17 protein-coding genes and 1 riboswitch are annotated in these 17,038 nt (G+C 29.5%); of the genes, 2 read left to right on the forward strand and 15 right to left on the reverse strand.

Features of this window, described 5'->3' with window-relative positions; all coding sequences use genetic code 11:
• Positions 1 to 101 precede the first annotated feature (101 nt).
• The 3 genes from KIB46_RS14190 to msrB all read right to left on the reverse strand — a co-directional run bounded on the left by KIB46_RS14190 (position 102) and on the right by msrB (position 1,788).
• Positions 102 to 521, reverse strand: a complete 420-nt coding sequence (locus KIB46_RS14190) for a hypothetical protein (protein WP_291672741.1) — start codon at positions 519 to 521, stop codon at positions 102 to 104.
• A gap of 96 nt (positions 522 to 617) precedes the next feature.
• A complete protein-coding gene (locus tag KIB46_RS14195) occupies positions 618 to 1,301 on the reverse strand; it encodes an N-acetylmuramoyl-L-alanine amidase (protein ID WP_291672743.1) in 684 nt (227 codons plus the stop codon).
• 40 nt (positions 1,302 to 1,341) lie between these two features.
• On the reverse strand, positions 1,342 to 1,788 hold the full coding sequence (msrB, locus tag KIB46_RS14200; protein ID WP_156560272.1) for a peptide-methionine (R)-S-oxide reductase MsrB: 447 nt from the start codon (positions 1,786 to 1,788) through the stop codon (positions 1,342 to 1,344).
• 95 nt (positions 1,789 to 1,883) lie between these two features.
• On the opposite strand from msrB, the gene lnt reads away from it, so the two are divergent.
• Positions 1,884 to 3,404 carry an apolipoprotein N-acyltransferase gene (lnt, locus tag KIB46_RS14205; protein WP_291672763.1) on the forward strand — a complete coding sequence of 507 codons (1,521 nt, stop codon included), beginning with the start codon at positions 1,884 to 1,886 and terminating at the stop codon, positions 3,402 to 3,404.
• Positions 3,405 to 3,441: 37 nt separating this feature from the next.
• On the opposite strand, the gene KIB46_RS14210 is transcribed toward lnt, so the two are convergent.
• From KIB46_RS14210 to KIB46_RS14245, 8 genes are all read right to left on the reverse strand, one after another.
• On the reverse strand, positions 3,442 to 4,347 hold the full coding sequence (locus KIB46_RS14210; RefSeq protein WP_156560267.1) for a BadF/BadG/BcrA/BcrD ATPase family protein: 906 nt from the start codon (positions 4,345 to 4,347) through the stop codon (positions 3,442 to 3,444).
• Between the two features lie 9 nt (positions 4,348 to 4,356).
• Complete coding sequence (locus KIB46_RS14215) at positions 4,357 to 5,448, reverse strand: MupG family TIM beta-alpha barrel fold protein (RefSeq protein ID WP_291672746.1); 1,092 nt, start codon at positions 5,446 to 5,448, stop codon at positions 4,357 to 4,359.
• On the reverse strand, positions 5,436 to 6,695 hold the full coding sequence (locus tag KIB46_RS14220) for a PTS transporter subunit EIIC (RefSeq protein ID WP_291672748.1): 1,260 nt from the start codon (positions 6,693 to 6,695) through the stop codon (positions 5,436 to 5,438). Before KIB46_RS14220 ends, KIB46_RS14215 begins: the two co-directional genes overlap by 13 nt.
• A complete protein-coding gene (gene anmK / locus KIB46_RS14225; RefSeq protein WP_291672750.1) occupies positions 6,696 to 7,850 on the reverse strand; it encodes an anhydro-N-acetylmuramic acid kinase AnmK in 1,155 nt (384 codons plus the stop codon). It lies immediately after the preceding gene.
• 55 nt (positions 7,851 to 7,905) lie between these two features.
• Positions 7,906 to 8,805: an N-acetylmuramic acid 6-phosphate etherase gene (murQ, locus tag KIB46_RS14230; RefSeq protein WP_291672752.1), complete on the reverse strand. Its 900-nt coding sequence runs from the start codon at positions 8,803 to 8,805 to the stop codon at positions 7,906 to 7,908.
• Between the two features lie 42 nt (positions 8,806 to 8,847).
• Positions 8,848 to 9,882: a MupG family TIM beta-alpha barrel fold protein gene (locus KIB46_RS14235; RefSeq protein WP_291672754.1), complete on the reverse strand. Its 1,035-nt coding sequence runs from the start codon at positions 9,880 to 9,882 to the stop codon at positions 8,848 to 8,850.
• 12 nt (positions 9,883 to 9,894) lie between these two features.
• Positions 9,895 to 11,181 carry a PTS transporter subunit EIIC gene (locus tag KIB46_RS14240; RefSeq protein WP_291672756.1) on the reverse strand — a complete coding sequence of 429 codons (1,287 nt, stop codon included), beginning with the start codon at positions 11,179 to 11,181 and terminating at the stop codon, positions 9,895 to 9,897.
• Between the two features lie 169 nt (positions 11,182 to 11,350).
• Complete coding sequence (locus KIB46_RS14245) at positions 11,351 to 12,403, reverse strand: serine hydrolase (RefSeq protein WP_291672758.1); 1,053 nt, start codon at positions 12,401 to 12,403, stop codon at positions 11,351 to 11,353.
• Positions 12,404 to 12,528: 125 nt separating this feature from the next.
• On the opposite strand from KIB46_RS14245, the gene KIB46_RS14250 reads away from it, so the two are divergent.
• The gene (locus KIB46_RS14250) at positions 12,529 to 12,747 is read left to right on the forward strand and encodes a hypothetical protein (RefSeq protein ID WP_027097246.1); all 219 of its coding nucleotides are present in this window, start codon (positions 12,529 to 12,531) and stop codon (positions 12,745 to 12,747) included.
• A 75-nt stretch (positions 12,748 to 12,822) separates the two neighbouring features.
• Here the strand turns inward: KIB46_RS14250 and KIB46_RS14255 are convergent, their stop codons facing one another.
• From KIB46_RS14255 to KIB46_RS14270, 4 genes are all read right to left on the reverse strand, one after another.
• Positions 12,823 to 13,659 carry a MurR/RpiR family transcriptional regulator gene (locus KIB46_RS14255; protein ID WP_291672760.1) on the reverse strand — a complete coding sequence of 279 codons (837 nt, stop codon included), beginning with the start codon at positions 13,657 to 13,659 and terminating at the stop codon, positions 12,823 to 12,825.
• A gap of 70 nt (positions 13,660 to 13,729) precedes the next feature.
• Complete coding sequence (locus KIB46_RS14260) at positions 13,730 to 14,905, reverse strand: cation:proton antiporter (protein WP_291672761.1); 1,176 nt, start codon at positions 14,903 to 14,905, stop codon at positions 13,730 to 13,732.
• Between the two features lie 61 nt (positions 14,906 to 14,966).
• A riboswitch (Fluoride riboswitch) is annotated at positions 14,967 to 15,026 on the reverse strand.
• A 36-nt stretch (positions 15,027 to 15,062) separates the two neighbouring features.
• Entirely contained in the window at positions 15,063 to 15,965 is a 903-nt protein-coding gene (locus tag KIB46_RS14265; protein ID WP_291672762.1) for a cation transporter, read from the reverse strand.
• Between the two features lie 184 nt (positions 15,966 to 16,149).
• A complete protein-coding gene (locus KIB46_RS14270; protein ID WP_156560254.1) occupies positions 16,150 to 16,851 on the reverse strand; it encodes an arginase in 702 nt (233 codons plus the stop codon).
• Positions 16,852 to 17,038: the final 187 nt, after the last annotated feature.

Raw genomic sequence — 17,038 nt, forward strand, 5'->3', positions numbered from 1 at the left:
TGTTTAAGTACAAATAATATCTAAAGGTTATTCGTAAAATAGGAAAAAAGGAGCTGTCGCTAACGGATTTTATTCCGCTAATGCGACAGCTCCTTTTATTTTTATTCTCTATATTTTTTCAACTTTAAATCTCTTCTTGTATTATAAATATCTTCTTTAGTAAGTTGTCTATATTTTGTTGCCCATAATAGTTCATCTTTCTTTACAAAGACTAATTGCCCATCTTTCTCTTTAGTTAAGTCTCTGCACCAATATTCTAATGAATATCTACAGCTACACTCAATTATTATACCTTTCTTTTTACTTTTTCCTATATTAACATCGAAACATTGTCTTCTTTTTAAATAGTTAAAAAACTCCATAGGAGTGTCAGCTAACTTTTCTTCACTTATAAATTCATCTATAAAAATACAATTAGATGTATCTGAAAATGCTCCAAGTTTTATTATATCTATATTATTTGAGAATAAATATTCTTTACAATAGGAATATAAATATAAAGTATATAAATCTAGTTGCATAAGTACACCACCCAAAAGATAATCACATTTCAATTATACAATATTTTCCTTTGGTGTTCCATAAAATTGTCTTTATTTTCTAATTTTTCTGAAAATTTATTCTTTCTCTAATCTTATAAGTTCATTAGCTACTTTTTCTTGTATTTCCTTTATATCAAAGTTCTTTCCAGGACATAATGTATTATAAACATCCTTATGCCCCTCAGATTCTTCAATATTATATTTTATTATCATATCTGCTGAGAGCTTTACTAATGAATTCATTTGTTTATATGTAATAGATTCATCTTCAAAATTTCCTTCTAAACATATACCTATACTATCTCTGTTTCTCCCTTTAGCATGAGCACCTATCATTTCTTCTTTTCTCCCTCTATATATTGTTCCATCTTTTCTAATATAGAAATGATATCCTATACCACTCCATCCTCTTTGTAAGTGCATCTCATGTATTTGTTCTGCAGACAAATTAGAGGATGCTGAATGATGATAAATAATATATTTAGGTTTATTCCCTAGTTCAACCCCATCTCCCCAACTGTAGTCTATATTTTGTATATTTAGCTCCTTCTCATAGTCTTTCCTTAAGTCCCTTAAGTCCTCTAATCCATATCTGCCTTTTCCCATATTATATAAATAATCAACTTTATTTTTAGAATTTCCATAAATTACGATACCTACAATAGATATTATTAATAGAAGCGAAACTATATAAGTTCTTTTTCTTCTTCTCTTCATTATCCTTTGGTAATCTATTCTCTTTGTTTCTAATTGTTCCATAATCGCTCCTCCATCCTTATGTAAAATTATACCATATATTTTACAACAAATGTAAATATTCTTCATACCCTTTCTTTTTCATTTCTTCTTTAGGTATAAACTTTAAAGCTGCAGAATTGATACAATATCTTAGTCCACCTAACTCTTCAGGACCATCACAAAATACATGTCCTAAATGCGCATCTCCAGTTTTACTTCTAACCTCTGTTCTAACCATCCCATGACTTTTATCTACTTTTTCATTAATCAACTTTCTATCTATTGGTTTTGAAAATGCAGGCCATCCACACCCTGAATTAAACTTATCAGTAGAAATAAATAGCGGCTCTCCTGTAGTTACATCCACATATATTCCCTCTTCATAATTATCATTGTACCTATTTCTAAATGGATATTCAGTACCATTCTCTTGAGTTACCCTATACTCTTCTTCTGATAAAACCTTTTTAAGTTCTTCCTTACTCTTTTTTCTATACTTATTAGTCATTATTCATCTTCCTTACCTTTCCTCTAATTTATTATCTATTTTAATGAATTTTTTATTATATTATACAAAAACTATATTGGGTGATTTTAATGTATATGTTTATTTGTCCTACTATCTCAGCAATTTTAACTGCCTTACCTTTTTATTTTCAAAAGTTATGGCCTATTATTTTTTTAAGTTTAATTCCATTTTTATATTATTTAATGAAAAATAAGCTATCTAAGTCAAAAGCCTTCTTATACGGCTTTATATATGGCTTTATCTTTTATTTATTGGCATCCCATTGGCTATGGTATCTATACCCACTTACCAACTTTGGATTTAATAAATTATCAAGTTTCTTTATTATTCTTGGTTGCTGGTTGTTTATTAGTATCTATGAAGGAGCTTTGTTTTCTCTAATAAGTTTTTTATTAAATATATTAAATTTAGGAACAATTCAAAAAGCTTTCTTTATATCAAGCTTATGGACTTTTTTAGAATGGTTTCAAGGTTTAGGTCCATTAGGGTTTCCTTGGTTTACTCTTTCTCTACCCCTAACCAACTGTCCATTCCTTATACAGATAGCATGCGTATTTGGAAGCTTATTTATTTCCTTTTTTATAGTTTTTATAAACTGTATTTTTTCGATAATTATATTTAATAAAAATTACAGAAAAAAGTCTTTAACAATATTATGTATATCAGTAATTTTTATCACAATAGGTAACTATATATGTTTAAACATAGGAAATGATAAATATACAACTATTGACTATTCTATTATTCAAGGAAATGTCTCTTCTTATAATAAGATTAAAGAAAAGTTTGTAAAAAATAATTTAGATACATATTTATCTTTAACTAATGAATCTTTTAAAGACAATCCTAACATTCAGTTAGTTATATGGCCAGAAATAGCTGTACCAATATATTTGAATAAAAATGAGGATGTATATAATTTATATAAAGAAATTGCAATTAAAAATAAGTCTAATTTATTAGTAGGAGCTTTTACATTTTCTGATTTTAAAAAGTACAATGCTTTATACTGTTTTAATCCTGATGGAAATGTTTCAGGTATATATAGAAAAGGTCACTTAGTTCCTTTTGGGGAATTTATTCCTTTCTCAAATATGATATTTAAAACCTTTCCTAAATTAAAAGAATTAAAGGCTTTTTCAGACAACTTGCAGGGAGATGAAAGCACTCCTACAATAAAAGCTAGCTTTGGAACAATAGGACCATTTATTTGTTTCGAATCCGTTTTTTCTGATATACCTAAAAGCGAAATAAAAAAGGGAGCGCAAATATTATGTGTAGCCACCAATGATTCATGGTTTAAGGAATCAAAACAGCTTGAGCAACATCTTAGACATTCTGTATTGCGTGCAATTGAATTGAATAGATATATACTTATCTCCGCTAATACTGGAATTTCTGCAATCATCGATAATAAAGGTACAATATTAAATACAATTGAAAAATCTACTTCAGGGTATCTCACTGGCACTGCAAACTTAATTAATAACAGAACTCTTTATTCTTACTGTGGGAATATCCCTATACTAACTTTCTGTATTTTTATAATATCTTTTCAATTTTTAAAAAGTAAATATCTATATAAAAAGTGTTGAGCCATTTTTATAGCTCAACACTTTTCCTGAATTTATTTTATTTTTCTTCTATCCCATAAAGATATGCTCCATACTCTGGAGTATATAAAGGAGCTTTCAATCTACCCTTTTTATTCATATATTTTATAATTGGTGTCTTTATTAGTTCTTCTGATTTAAATACACCACCAATATAAGAAACAGGTATATTATCTCCCTTAAAGTCAAGCAAAAGTAAATTAATTAATTCAGCAATTTCTTTTCCTGCATCATTAAATATTGAAATAGCTACTTCATCATTTTTTTCTGCTGCCTTTGAACAAACTAATGAAAACTTAGCAATCTCTTCTCTCTTGAATTTAAGACTTTCATTAACATAAGAAATTAACTCATACGGATCACCAAAGCCACATTCATTCATGACTATATTATATAGTTCTCCTTTAGGTAGTCTTCCATCAGCTTCTTTTGAAAAAGCATTTATTGTTTTGTTACCTATCCAATAAGCACTACCTTCATCACCTATACTGAATCCCCAGCCACCTGATCTTTTAGTTTTACCTTCATTAATAGAGAATGCTATAGATCCGGTTCCTGCTATTACTACTATCCCATCCTTCCCACCTAGAGCACCCTTCATTGCAATTTCAACATCATTATGTAATAAATACTTAATACCACTGCATGCTTTCGCTACTGAACTTTCTATATTTGCTCTTATTTCAGGATTCTTACCATAGCCTGCTAATCCAAGAGAAACTATTAAATCTTTTTTTTCAATCTCAACTGGAGAATTTTCTAATACATTATTGATTCCTTCCTTAATAACACTATACAATCCTTCATATCCAACCTGCATAAAGTGACAAGTGCCTAAAATCACCTTATACAGTACATTTCCTTCATGGTTAAACAATGAAAATAGTGTTTTTGTACCGCCTGCATCCACTCCAATATAATACATATTTACCTCCTAAGTACTCTGAAAGCTAAACTTTTGCCATGGTTTTATTTCTTTTAAAATAAATATTTCATCTTCTACAATATGACCTACCACATTGCTTCTACCACTATTCTCCATTTCATTTAATACTATCTGTAATTCTCCTGCATAGTGTCCATATTCACTACTTTCAATTACTATATCTCCTGGCTTTAAAATATCTGGAGTATTAAATATTTTAAACTCATGACTCTTATACTTAACTCTACTTTGAGTAGAACGTATCATATTATCACTCTTATCTCCCCTATTAAAATGTACTTCATCTAAAATTATCTTTTTTTCTATTTCTGGAAGGTTACTAACTAAATTTACGTTAAAAGTAACCATGTCCCTACGCATTTTTGACAATTCATTTATTTCCTCTTTCGTTGGATAACAATTAGAAATTATTATATCATCAATACATCCTAAAGCAATTAAATGCTTAGCTTGTACCTGAATCGGTAAGTTTCTATGAATCTCTAAAGTAGGTAATCCATCTGTTACAGGCCAAGGCCCAAAAGTTTCATTACTTTGTGAAGTAATAAATGCTGCTGTTCTTAATCCATACTTTTTAAACCTAGCTGTGCAATCTAAAAAATGCTCTAAATTTAGACCACTATATTTATGTGGATAAAAATTATGACATGCTATAAGATTATACACATTTGGTTGATAATCCATAATTGTATTAATGTAGTTTGTATTGTTACTCATATTAATTTCTATTTTCAAACCTTGTGGATTAAATGTCATTAAAGACTCTTCACTTCCACTATAACCAGCATCGAGTCTTATTCCATGCGCACCAATATCCTTAAAGAAAGTTAAATCACTATAACTTATTCCTAGTTTACTAAATACTCTTGGACTAACATCCACTATTATTTCAAAACCTTTTTTTGAAGCATATTCATTTATACTTTTAAAAGTCTTTTTAATATTTTCTTTATCTTCTTCTGCTGAAAGAAGACATGAAAAAATTCTACTAAAGCCTGCTTCATATGCTTCATCTATATATTTTAATATTCTTTCTTTAGTAGATTTCTCTGGATAAATCGAAATTCCTAGCTTACGCATTTTTTATTCTCCTCGTAAAATAATTTATTATCATATGATTTAAAAAATGGATAATATACAATTACTGATATTATTATTTGTATAACACATAAAATAATAGCTGATATATCTCCACCTGTAGATACCCAAGCCCCTATCGGAGCTGGAAGTACCCATGGCACTAATATAAATGGAGCATTTACCAATCCACTATTCATAGCAAACCAAGCTACCGTTCCAGATATAAGTGGTGATATTAAAAATGGTATCATCATATTCTTATTACATGATATAGGGGTACCGAATATCACGCCTTCATTTATATTAAACAAAGATGATATAAATGTACTCTTTCCAATATCCTTAAGATGATTGCTCTTAGATAAGTATCTCATCAAAAGCACAAGTCCTATAGTGCATCCAGTGCCTCCCACCCATATAAACCATTGATAAAATATTTCATTAGCTATATATGGACAAGTAAATCCATTTACTTGAGCTAATGCGTTTAAAAATATCATTTGAAACCAAAAAGGTCTAATTAAAATACCTATTACAGCTACTCCATGTATACCTAGAATCCAAAATAAGCAAGTAATTACTACTATTAATACCATACCAAAATATGATCCTATAAAGTTCATTACTATAGTTAATATATTACTTATAGGGATAATCCAATTAACATGTACTAAATTGGCAAGTATAGTTATTATCATAACCACACAAAAAATAGAAATCATTCCATCTAAGTATTCAATAGCAGCTACGGGAACTTCTTTTAAATTTAATTTCTTTAGGCTTATCTTAGAAAACAATCTATACAACTCTACAGATATAATTGAAATTATAATTGTAGGAAAATACGATAAAAATAAATATTCATAAATGCTTATATTTGTTTTTCCAAAATTAATATATTGAATATACAAAATTAAAATAGTTGAAAAAATGGATATAAATCCAACCTTTTTTCCATCAAGTCCATAAGAAATACTTAATTCTGATCCTATTCCATATGAAATATAGATAAATAATATAGCATTGAAAAGAAAATATGGAAGTACTAAAACCGCCTTATTATCTTGTATTAAACCACTATTAAACCTCATTCCTAAAGAAACAATCAATAAAAATGTACCTAATACTGTTAGCAATGGCATTGCGCCTATTATTGCCATCTTTATAGCCTTTAAATGTCTTTGCCCAGATAAAAACATTATGGGTGTTGATAGTTTCTCGTTTAACTTTTCTGCTAATTCATTCATTTAATTTCCTCCTACAAAAGGACAGTCACATATAGATCCCAGTACAACCTTTTCCCTTGCTCCTGTAGCACTTGGTACATTAGAAAAACTTCTATGTATTGTTTCATTTCCTAATATAACAAAAGCAATGGCCTCTTTTGCATCACTTGAATATCCTTCTTCCTCTTGAGTTACCACTTGAATTTCGGGTAATAATTCTCTTAAATATCTTAGTAATGTATAGTTATGTGCACCACCGCCACCTATAATAACTTTATTAATGACATGCTTATTTAAAATAAAGTTCTTATAATTTTCTGCTATAGATTTTGCTGTGAACATAGTTACCGTGGAAACAATATCTTCCTTTTTAATAGAATTAAATTTCTTAAGTAACTCTTCTACATATTGTTCTCCAAACTCTTCCCTACCTGTTGTTTTAGGTGGAATAGCATCTATATAAGGATTAGACATCATAAACTCCAGCATCTCTTCATTTATATTACCTATAGCTGAAGTTTCTCCATTTAAATCATATCTTTTATTGAAGAGTCTAAACATTACCTCATCAATAATCATATTACCAGGTCCAGTATCAAAGGCATAAATTTCATCAACTCCTGCATTCTTAGGAATCACTGTTACATTACCTATTCCTCCTATATTTTGAAGAAGCACTCCTTCTCCCTTGCTTCCATAAAGTATATACTCACTAAATGGTACGAGTGGTGCTCCCTCCCCTCCAGCTGCCATATCCATAACTCTAAAGTTTGAAATTACTTTTTTTCCGGTTTCATAAGCTATAATAGCACTTTCTCCTATCTGTAAAGTAGATGGAATCACATCCTTACCTTTCTTTGGAATATGATAAATAGTCTGTCCATGACTAGCTATAAAATCCAATTTTGATATATCAAAGTTACTTTCTTCACATATCTTCTTAACACAGTCCGCAAATAAATATCCCAATTTAAAATTTAAGCTACATATTAATCTCACATTAGAATACTCTAAACTACATGCCATTTTTATTTCTTTTTTTATATCATCTGGAATTACATAAGTATTAAATCCTATCATCTCTATTCTTGTATCTAAACCACTTCCATTTACTTTTACTAGAGCAGCATCTACGCCATCTAAGGAAGTACCCGACATTAAGCCTACAGCATACATATACTTTACCTCCTATTCGAAAAAAGACTGTATAAAAATACAGTCTTTTTAATTATTAATTATTTATAGCCTTCTTAACAAAGCCTTTACTTGCATTTAATCTCTTAACTGCCTCTTCTTTGCTACAATTTAATAACACCATTATTATAGCTACCTTACATTCTCTATCTGATTCCTCAAATTTAATGCTTGCTGTTTCATAGGTACACCCTGTAGCTTCCATTATAATTCTTTTAGACCTTTCAATAAGCTTTAAATTTGTAGCTTTCATATCTACCATTAGGTTCTGATATGTTTTTCCTATACCTACCATACTAGCTGTAGAAAGCATATTCAATACTAACTTTTGAGCTGTTCCTGCTTTTAATCTTGTGGACCCAGTTATTACTTCCGGCCCAACTTCAACTTCAATAGCAATATCAGCAATTTTTCCTACTTCACTATTAGGGTTACAGCTTAAACTTACAGTAAATGCTCCAATTTCCTTTGCTTTTTCTAATGCACCTATAGTATGAGGAGTTCTGCCACTAGCAGCTATTCCAACTACTACATCATTGCTTTTAACCCCTGCATCTACTATATCCTTTGCTCCTTGTTCCTTTTCGTCTTCAGCACCCTCTTTAGCCTTAACAAAAGCACTTGGACCTCCTGCTATTAATCCCATCACCTCAGTGGTAGTTCCAAATGTAGGAGGACATTCTACTGCATCAAGCACTCCTAAACGTCCACTTGTACCAGACCCTATATATATTAGCCTTCCATTATTATTTAATGCCTCTATAATATGCTTCACAGCTTTTTCTATTTCAGGAAGTGCTTTTTTAACGCTCTCGGCAACTGTAGAGTCCTCTTCATTCATTACTTTTAAAAAGCTACAAATGCTCATTTCGTCGAGTCCCATAGTTTTCTGATTTCTTTTTTCTGTGATTAAATGAGTGATTTTTACTTCTGACATTGGGAACCTCCTTAGTTTTTTATTCTCTTATATATTTATTCTCTAAATTCTAACGAATCTAATTTTTGTCTTGTAATCCAAATATTCTAGTAAATCTACATATTCAGGATGTATAAAACCAATAATATTAACTCTGGCATCAGCTTCAAAATCCTTTTTAAGTAATTGAACCTCTCCACAATATCTACCTATAAGCTCATTATCTATAGTTATAGAGCCTCTTCTACGGAATCCATTGTTATATGGTCTGATTCCAGATGTTCTTGGTGTAATTAAACGTAAAACTGATTCCGAGAAATCTTTACGACAAGTATACTCTTCTTTATATAGATACTCATACTCTTTTTCAAAATGAGCTTTTATAGTTATTACTTTATCTTCTATATATCTATTTATATATTCTAATGTTTCTATCTTAGCTTTACTGTCTCCTATTAATACATCATCTACTCCACAGTTCTTGATTAATTCTACAGCAGCAACGTATGGATGCATTTGACGATGTCTTTCTACAGTGGGCAACCCTTCATATAATGGAAAACGCTTTAAATCATCTCCTGGTACAAAAGCTTGTACTTTTAAACCATATTCCTTAAATCCCCTATTCTTCTCTTTAAAATAATCTAATCCAAGTCCTGTATTATTTCTAGGATAAAAATTATGAGTTAAAGAAATATTTCTAAAATCTACTTGAGCTTCTTTTGCCTCTTTTAAATATTCTTCATTAACAACACTTGCATTTAGCATTAATTTAAAATTCTTTGATAGTTCCTTTATAGTATCAAAGTCATCAAATCCATAATCTAGTCTTAATGCCTTAAATCCTAACTCTTTTAATTTATTATAATCCTTAGGTGGAACCTTCAACTTTTCAAAAGTTACCGGAGATACATCGGGAACTATTTCTAAATCTAAACTTCTACAAGTTTCTAAAAATATTGGCATCTTTTCATCTAATTCTGAATAATCTTCTTCAGGAATATGAAGCGATGTAAAAATATATTTTGCACCTATCTTTGCTGCTTTTTCAAGATACTCATAATCTAGATCTTGAAAGTAAACTGAGATTCCTAACATATTTCCCTCCTATTACTTACCATCTATTGGTAATAACTCATCATTCAAATCATTCTTTTCCATAGCTTTTACGAATGGCCAGAATACAACTGCTAGTATAACCCATGTTACTATAACAAAAAGTGCTGCTGCAAAACTACCATTAGTAGCTAAGAATGCCTTTATTGGTGCTGGTGTTATCCATGGTACTGTTAGTACTGGTACTGGTAAGATACCTGTCGATACTAATACAACTGCTACAACTGCAATTACCATATAACTTAAAACAAATGGAATCATCATTAATGGGTTCATAACTATTGGTAATCCAAAGATTAATGGTTCTCCAATATTAAATAAAGCCGCTGGTAATGATAATACACCTAATGCTTTAATACGTTTTGACTTAGAGAAACACATAATAGCTGATAAAGGTGCTAACCCTATCCAAATATAGTTGTCATAAAATACACCACTAAATAAATGTGGTAATGATTCACCAGCAGCCATAGCAGCTTGGTTAGCAACATTCATTTGAGTCCAAATTGGTGATGCAACAGAACCTACTACGTTACCTCCATGTATACCAACTGACCAAAGTATACGATTTAAGAAGCTGGATGTCATTACTGTAGCTACACTGTCACCTGCGCTTACTAGCGGTTGGAATGCATTCATAATGATTTGTGGCAAATTAATATTAAGTACAACTCTAATTATCCACCAGAAAGTAACTATTAATAGTGATGGTATTAAAGCTACAAAAGCTTGTGCAACCATTGGAGGAACTCCTTCTGGCATCTTTATAACTAACTTTTTACGAACAAAGAAACGATATAATTCTGCAGTAACAATTGCAATTATAAGTGCTGCAAATACTCCCTTAGGCCCTAAGAAATCTGTAGGAACCCCTGCAAAAGTTCCTGGATCTTTACCTTCAATAAAAGTTTTTACAGTTTGAGCTGGAACTATTAAAAAGAAACATGCAACTGAAAGAATTACCGGTCCTAAAATATCATTGTTTTCACCATTTTTATTGTAATACTCTATAGTTGCGAAAGAAGCTGATATTACTACAAATAAACCTATGAATGATGTACCAACTCCTGATGCTGCTGCAAACTTAGCTGAAAACGTTCCAATAAAATCTTTATATCCTTGTACAGGGAATGATGCAAGTAATAAGAATAATGACCCAACAATTAATAATCCTGTAAAAGTAATAAAAGTTCTTTGAATAATTTGAACGTATCTCATTTGGGAAAATTTTATTAGCGGTGGTGCTATCTTTTCCTCAATGAATCTTGTTAATTTTTCCATGTATATTACCTCTCTCTCTTTATATTTGTAATCTATTACAATACTAAGTCTATCACACCAAAAATATTATTTCAATATATTTTTATATTTTTTGAAATAATATTTTATAAGCATTAAAAATCAAGGAGAAAGTCTCAACAAAACCTCCTCCTTCAACAACGTTTTTATATTAGCTAAATAATATTTTCATTATCTTTTCATGTATTTTCTTACGCTCTTCAATTATCTTAATATTTTCTCTTGTAGGATGCACCCTATTACTAAGTACTATTATTGAAATTTTATTTCCTTTATCAATCAACAATGATGTCCCTGTAAACCCGGTATGAAAGATAGATTCACTAGAGTTCATTGTACTAAATGGACTCCTTATATCAAAAGTAAGATAACCTAATCCTCTACTAATTTCTCCAATAGGAGTTTGTCTCTTAAATAATGATTCTACTGATTTCTCACTTAAGATTCTTTTTTTATTATATTCGCCTCCATTCAAAATCATCCTTGCAAACTTACTCATATCATATATATCCGAAAAGATTCCTGCATGACCTGAAACTCCTCCCATTAAATAAGCCTTCCTATCATGAACATCTCCCCTTAATATCTTATGAAAATGTGGAGAATTTTCTGTTGGTGCGCATCTATCAACTAATTTACTATCTGGTAGATAAGAAGTATCATCCATATTTAATGGCGTAAATATAAATTCCTTGGCTACTATATCCAGAGGCTTCCTTACTATTTCTTCAATTATGAATCCAAGCAATATAAATCCTATATCCGAATATAAAACTTTTGTGTTTTTTTCATATATTGAATCACAATAATATATTTTCCTTCTTATTGTCTCTTTATCTGCACTTAGATCTAATTTCACATCAGCTGGTAATCCACTAGTATGAGTCAATAAATCAAAAATATTTATATTATTATTTCTAAATTCCGGAATTATATCTTTTACAAGAGTATCTAACTTTAATTTGCCCATATCTATCAGTTTCATAGTCAATGTCGTAGTAACTAATACTTTTGTTAAAGATGCTAAGTCGTAAATAGTATCAATACTGTTTAATTCTTCCTTTGGTAAAATTGATTTTTTCCCTACCGAAAATAAATATTCATCATCGTCTAATAAGATAGCAACATTTGCTCCGGGAAATACTCCCCTAGAACAACAATCCTCAATAATAAATTTAATTTCTCTTTTTTGATCTTCTCTCATTTAAATACCCCTTTTTTGAAATTTTATTTTACTTATATTATCTTTATATTGATATTTTATGTCAAGGTTGGTAAACTATATTTATAACTGAGAATATTAATATTAAAAAGAGAGGATGATTATAAATGATAGTTGTAAATAGTGCAATAATGCAAGATAAGTTAAAAAAATTAATTGAATCTATTGATTCTCCAAAATTTACTTTTATAAAAAAAGAAGGTATAAAACTTTGTTTTTCATGCGATCTTGAAGATGATGAAGCTGCTATAGCAGTAGCAAAAAAAGCTATTAAATCAGATCCTATAGCTTCAACCCTACTAATCTCAGTAAAATCAGAAGCTTAATTTTATAGTATATATAATAAAAATCCAAAAGAATTCATTTATATAAACAAATTCTTTTGGATTTTTTAATGTATTTTACTTTATTCTTCCTATTATTTCTCGAGTTTTAACTATCTGCTTTTTAGTTATTGCTATATCTTGTTTAGCAATTCCTAAATACAACAAGTCAGTTAAAATCAGAGATGCCATTCTTGATGATATAGCTCCTATCCTTAATTCTTTTTCTTCACTTGGTATATGTAAAACTAACTCTGATGCCTTAACCAAAGGACTATTACTAAATTGAGTTATTGCTATTGTTTTTGCTCCAACTTCTTTTGCATAAAGCATAGCTTCGTTTATCTCCTTTGTATTCCCACTATAACTTATTGCTATAGCAACATCATCTTCATTTATATGTACAGCTGATGCCAATTGAATATGCGTGTCTGTATGATGAATAACATTCCTATTAATTCTCGATAGTTTCTGTTGGAAATCGTTACATACAATTCCTGATGTACCAACACCAAATAGATAAATATTCTTACATCCAATTAAATACTCTATTGCTTTCTCTAAATTACTATAATTTATTAGATTATAAGTTTTTTGTAAAGTTTGGTAATTTAAACTTAGTGTTTTATCTACTAAAGCCTTAACATCATCATCTTCTTTAATAACTTCATCAAAATATTGATTTGGCTCACTATTATCTTTTGCCAATTCAACCTTTAACTCAGTAAATCCTTTATACCCTACTTTTTTAGAAAACCTAATTACTGCAGCAGCTGATGTTTCTACTCTATCCGCAAACTCTTGAGCACTCAGCATAACCACTTCATTTTTATTATTTAAAATATAGTCTGCTAATTTTTCTTCTGTACCTGTAAAACTTCCCATACCCTCTTTTATCTTATATATGCAGCTCATTTTCTCCCCTCCTTATATTAATTGTAAAATTTCATATACGCCTTTGTCAACGTGAAATTTTATTTCACTATTAACTTATCCACTTATCTCCAAAATACTTTATTCCAACAGCCCCAAGGGGAGCAGTAACTACTATAGATAAAACTGCAATAGCTAATATTAAATTTCCTGAAGCTACCCCTGATGCAAGTGGCACTGCCCCCATAGCTGCTTGAACTGTTGCTTTTGGCATAAATGAAATTATACAAAATATCTTTTCTTTTAAATTAAGGTTACTTCCCATAAGAGAAATATATACACCTATGCTTCTTGCTACTAACCCTATAAATAAAAGCAATAATCCTAATAGCCCAGAGTGTACAATTACCTTAACATCTACTTGCGCTCCAACCAATACAAATAAAAGTATTTCTGCAAAAACCCATACCTTATTAAACTTTTCAGATATCCTGTTTGCTACCTTAGGATATTTATCTAACAATATAAAGCCTACTACCATAACTCCTAATAAACTAGCTATAGGCACTATGTTTTTAAATATATCTTCTAAACTAGTTAAAAACATACCTGATGCAAGTATTATTAACGTCTTTTCTGTATCTCTTAAGTGGAATTTTTTAAATATCCCTATTAGTAATAGTGCTGTTAATATACCAATTCCCCCTCCTAGTAATATAGAAATAGGTATACTAAGTAACTTTCCTGAAATACTAATATTACTTCCTCCATATAACCCTAAAAAGGTTGAAAATATAGTTATTGCAAATACATCATCTATAGATGATGCTGCTAAAATTATAGTTGGAACGCCATTCTCCTTTCCTTTACCTTTATTTATTAACTCTAACATTTGAGGTACTACAACCGCTGGAGAAACTGCTGCAATTATAAATCCTAACATTCCAGCCTCGATAAAGGATATATTTAATATATACTTACTAACAAATGCAATAGTAACCCCTTCAATTACACATGGCAGGAAGCTCATTTTTAAGGCTGTCTTTCCTACCTTTTTTAATGTACTCCTATTAATTCCAAGTCCGGCTCTTAAAAGTATAACAATTAATGCTATCTTTCTTAAATCTGATGATATAGTAAGTATATCCTTACTAATTAAATCCAACATATTGGGACCAACTATAATTCCTAATATAAGCATACCTAATAATCCTGGCAATTTTATAGCCTTGAATAGCTTATTAAATATAAGTCCTACTGTAATTATTATTGCTAAACTTAGTACCATACTTTAACCTCCAAGTAATTTTTGACAATAAAAAAACCTACAAAATATAGACTTTAATCTATACTTTGTAGGAGTCATTAGCATCAAGCATTTAATGGTGAACTCCATCACCCTTATTGTTCTTGCTTATTTTATCATTTATTATATTATCTGTCTACTAAAGAGCCCACTTTTTATCTCCAGTAAAGTTTACATTCATCCACTTTTTAAGCTTAATTCCGGACATATTCTTATAAACTCTTTCTCTTACTTTATCCATTTCTTCAAGTTCATTTAGTTTTGATTCTTCATTAAATACAAAATCAATTTCAATTCTTAATTCTCTTCCAATTTTACTTACTCTTGTAATAGAATCTTCAAAATTATAATCCTCTTCAATATCTTTTACAATTGTATATATTTTATTATTTATATCATCGTCTGCATTAACATTGACAATTTCTTTAAAACTATTTATTAGGGTTACTACAGGAACTCTAATAAATATTACAGATGATATTATAACCATAAATGGATCCACATATGTTGTTAAATATGATAAAGACGTTTTGGATAGAATAAATGATACCATAAATCCAACAAGAACTGCTGCACTTAAAATTGTGTCCATAAGCCATTGGTTACTTTCTGCATTCAAAAGGTCAGATGATAACTTTTTTCCCTTTCTATCTATAACAAAATATACAGTAGCACAACCTACAGTAGATATTATTGAATACCATAATGCCATATTTGCATCTACAGGATTACCTCCTGCCATCACTTCTTTCACTGCATTAATAAAAGTTGTACTACACATTATAATTAACACTATAGATTTAAAAGCTACAGTTATTGGTTCTAACATACCTTTTCCAAAAGGAAACTTTTCAAAATCATTTTTGCTTATATAATTAGTTATCCATAATGCTAGAATAGATAAGAATAAACTAATAAATGAGTATAATCCATCAAACATAATCATGCTTGATTTTATTACTACTCCCCATCCTAATCCTAATGCAGCGAAAAACAAACAACCTAAGGCTGAAAACTTCAGCATGTTTTTTTCCACTTTCATATTATTCACCTCAATTAATAATCGCTAATTCTATTATACCGTTACATTTTTTTAGGCACAACTGACTAAAACTAGTTAAATACGACACTAATATAGGGTGATATAAATTGTTACATTAATTGTAAATAACATATTAGTACCTTTTTTATATTGAAAAAGTACATATTTACATTAATATGCACCACTAACTAAACAATAGATATTCAATTTGATCAGCCAACGTAATATTATTGATATTCCATTCCCTATCCATATATTCTTTATATTCTATTTTCTTATTTATGCCTTTTATAAATTCTTTAAACTCATTATCTAACCACGGTGCAGTCCAAGCACCCGACCTACATACATGCAATGTATTTATCTGTACTTTGGGATCTAATTCATCAATTTCTTTATATACTATATCAAATTTTTCGTTTATTTCCTTAAAATTTTCCTCTTTTTCACTTGTATATGGACTTAATATAATATTTCCTCTTCTCACCAATCCTTCATTAAGAAGTTTTCCTAACCAATTTGCACAATTAACTTCATAATTAAGACTTTCTAACCCTCCATATCCTAAGTCAGTATGAGAATCAAAATTATACACTTCCTCACACTTAGTTATTTTAGCTAAATCATAAGCTATTTTATGAGAATCAGAAACTATTATTTTATCTATAGTATTTAAATTAAAATATTTACTTATGTTTATCCAAAAATTATTCTTCTCTTTTCCAACAATCATTCTTTTAGTTATATCTATACCACATTGTTTTTTCTCTAAATATAATCTATACCAATGCTTGTCTATATTTCTCCTATTCTCTAGGTAAGATAAATTAAAATAACCTACATATGGCATAAAATAATCCCAATCTATAGTTAAGAGCGCCTTCATAATAATCACATTCTCCTTATACTTATAAAGCATTTCTTACCTTTATTATATACTTCCTATATATTCCAATCAAATGTATAGTGTAACATGTTTGAGTCAAGTAAAAGTTGGCAATAATTTCACTTATTTTTATATCCATTATTCTACAGTTGACTTTTATAATTTCCCTACCCAAACCTACTTTTAA

It is taken from the genome of Clostridium sp. (assembly GCF_018372875.1).
Classification (GTDB): domain Bacteria; phylum Bacillota; class Clostridia; order Clostridiales; family Clostridiaceae; genus Clostridium.

Bases quoted from the DNA above. Each gene is read 5' to 3' on its own strand.
- KIB46_RS14190 (WP_291672741.1), bottom strand. From the start codon at position 521: ATGCAACTAGATTTATATACTTTATATTTATATTCCTATTGTAAAGAA.
- KIB46_RS14195 (WP_291672743.1), bottom strand. From the start codon at position 1,301: ATGGAACAATTAGAAACAAAGAGAATAGATTACCAAAGGATAATGAAG.
- msrB (WP_156560272.1), bottom strand. From the start codon at position 1,788: ATGACTAATAAGTATAGAAAAAAGAGTAAGGAAGAACTTAAAAAGGTT.
- lnt (WP_291672763.1), top strand. From the start codon at position 1,884: ATGTTTATTTGTCCTACTATCTCAGCAATTTTAACTGCCTTACCTTTT.
- KIB46_RS14210 (WP_156560267.1), bottom strand. From the start codon at position 4,347: ATGTATTATATTGGAGTGGATGCAGGCGGTACAAAAACACTATTTTCA.
- KIB46_RS14215 (WP_291672746.1), bottom strand. From the start codon at position 5,448: ATGCGTAAGCTAGGAATTTCGATTTATCCAGAGAAATCTACTAAAGAA.
- KIB46_RS14220 (WP_291672748.1), bottom strand. From the start codon at position 6,695: ATGAATGAATTAGCAGAAAAGTTAAACGAGAAACTATCAACACCCATA.
- anmK (WP_291672750.1), bottom strand. From the start codon at position 7,850: ATGTATGCTGTAGGCTTAATGTCGGGTACTTCCTTAGATGGCGTAGAT.
- murQ (WP_291672752.1), bottom strand. From the start codon at position 8,805: ATGTCAGAAGTAAAAATCACTCATTTAATCACAGAAAAAAGAAATCAG.
- KIB46_RS14235 (WP_291672754.1), bottom strand. From the start codon at position 9,882: ATGTTAGGAATCTCAGTTTACTTTCAAGATCTAGATTATGAGTATCTT.
- KIB46_RS14240 (WP_291672756.1), bottom strand. From the start codon at position 11,181: ATGGAAAAATTAACAAGATTCATTGAGGAAAAGATAGCACCACCGCTA.
- KIB46_RS14245 (WP_291672758.1), bottom strand. From the start codon at position 12,403: ATGAGAGAAGATCAAAAAAGAGAAATTAAATTTATTATTGAGGATTGT.
- KIB46_RS14250 (WP_027097246.1), top strand. From the start codon at position 12,529: ATGATAGTTGTAAATAGTGCAATAATGCAAGATAAGTTAAAAAAATTA.
- KIB46_RS14255 (WP_291672760.1), bottom strand. From the start codon at position 13,659: ATGAGCTGCATATATAAGATAAAAGAGGGTATGGGAAGTTTTACAGGT.
- KIB46_RS14260 (WP_291672761.1), bottom strand. From the start codon at position 14,905: ATGGTACTAAGTTTAGCAATAATAATTACAGTAGGACTTATATTTAAT.
- KIB46_RS14265 (WP_291672762.1), bottom strand. From the start codon at position 15,965: ATGAAAGTGGAAAAAAACATGCTGAAGTTTTCAGCCTTAGGTTGTTTG.
- KIB46_RS14270 (WP_156560254.1), bottom strand. From the start codon at position 16,851: ATGAAGGCGCTCTTAACTATAGATTGGGATTATTTTATGCCATATGTA.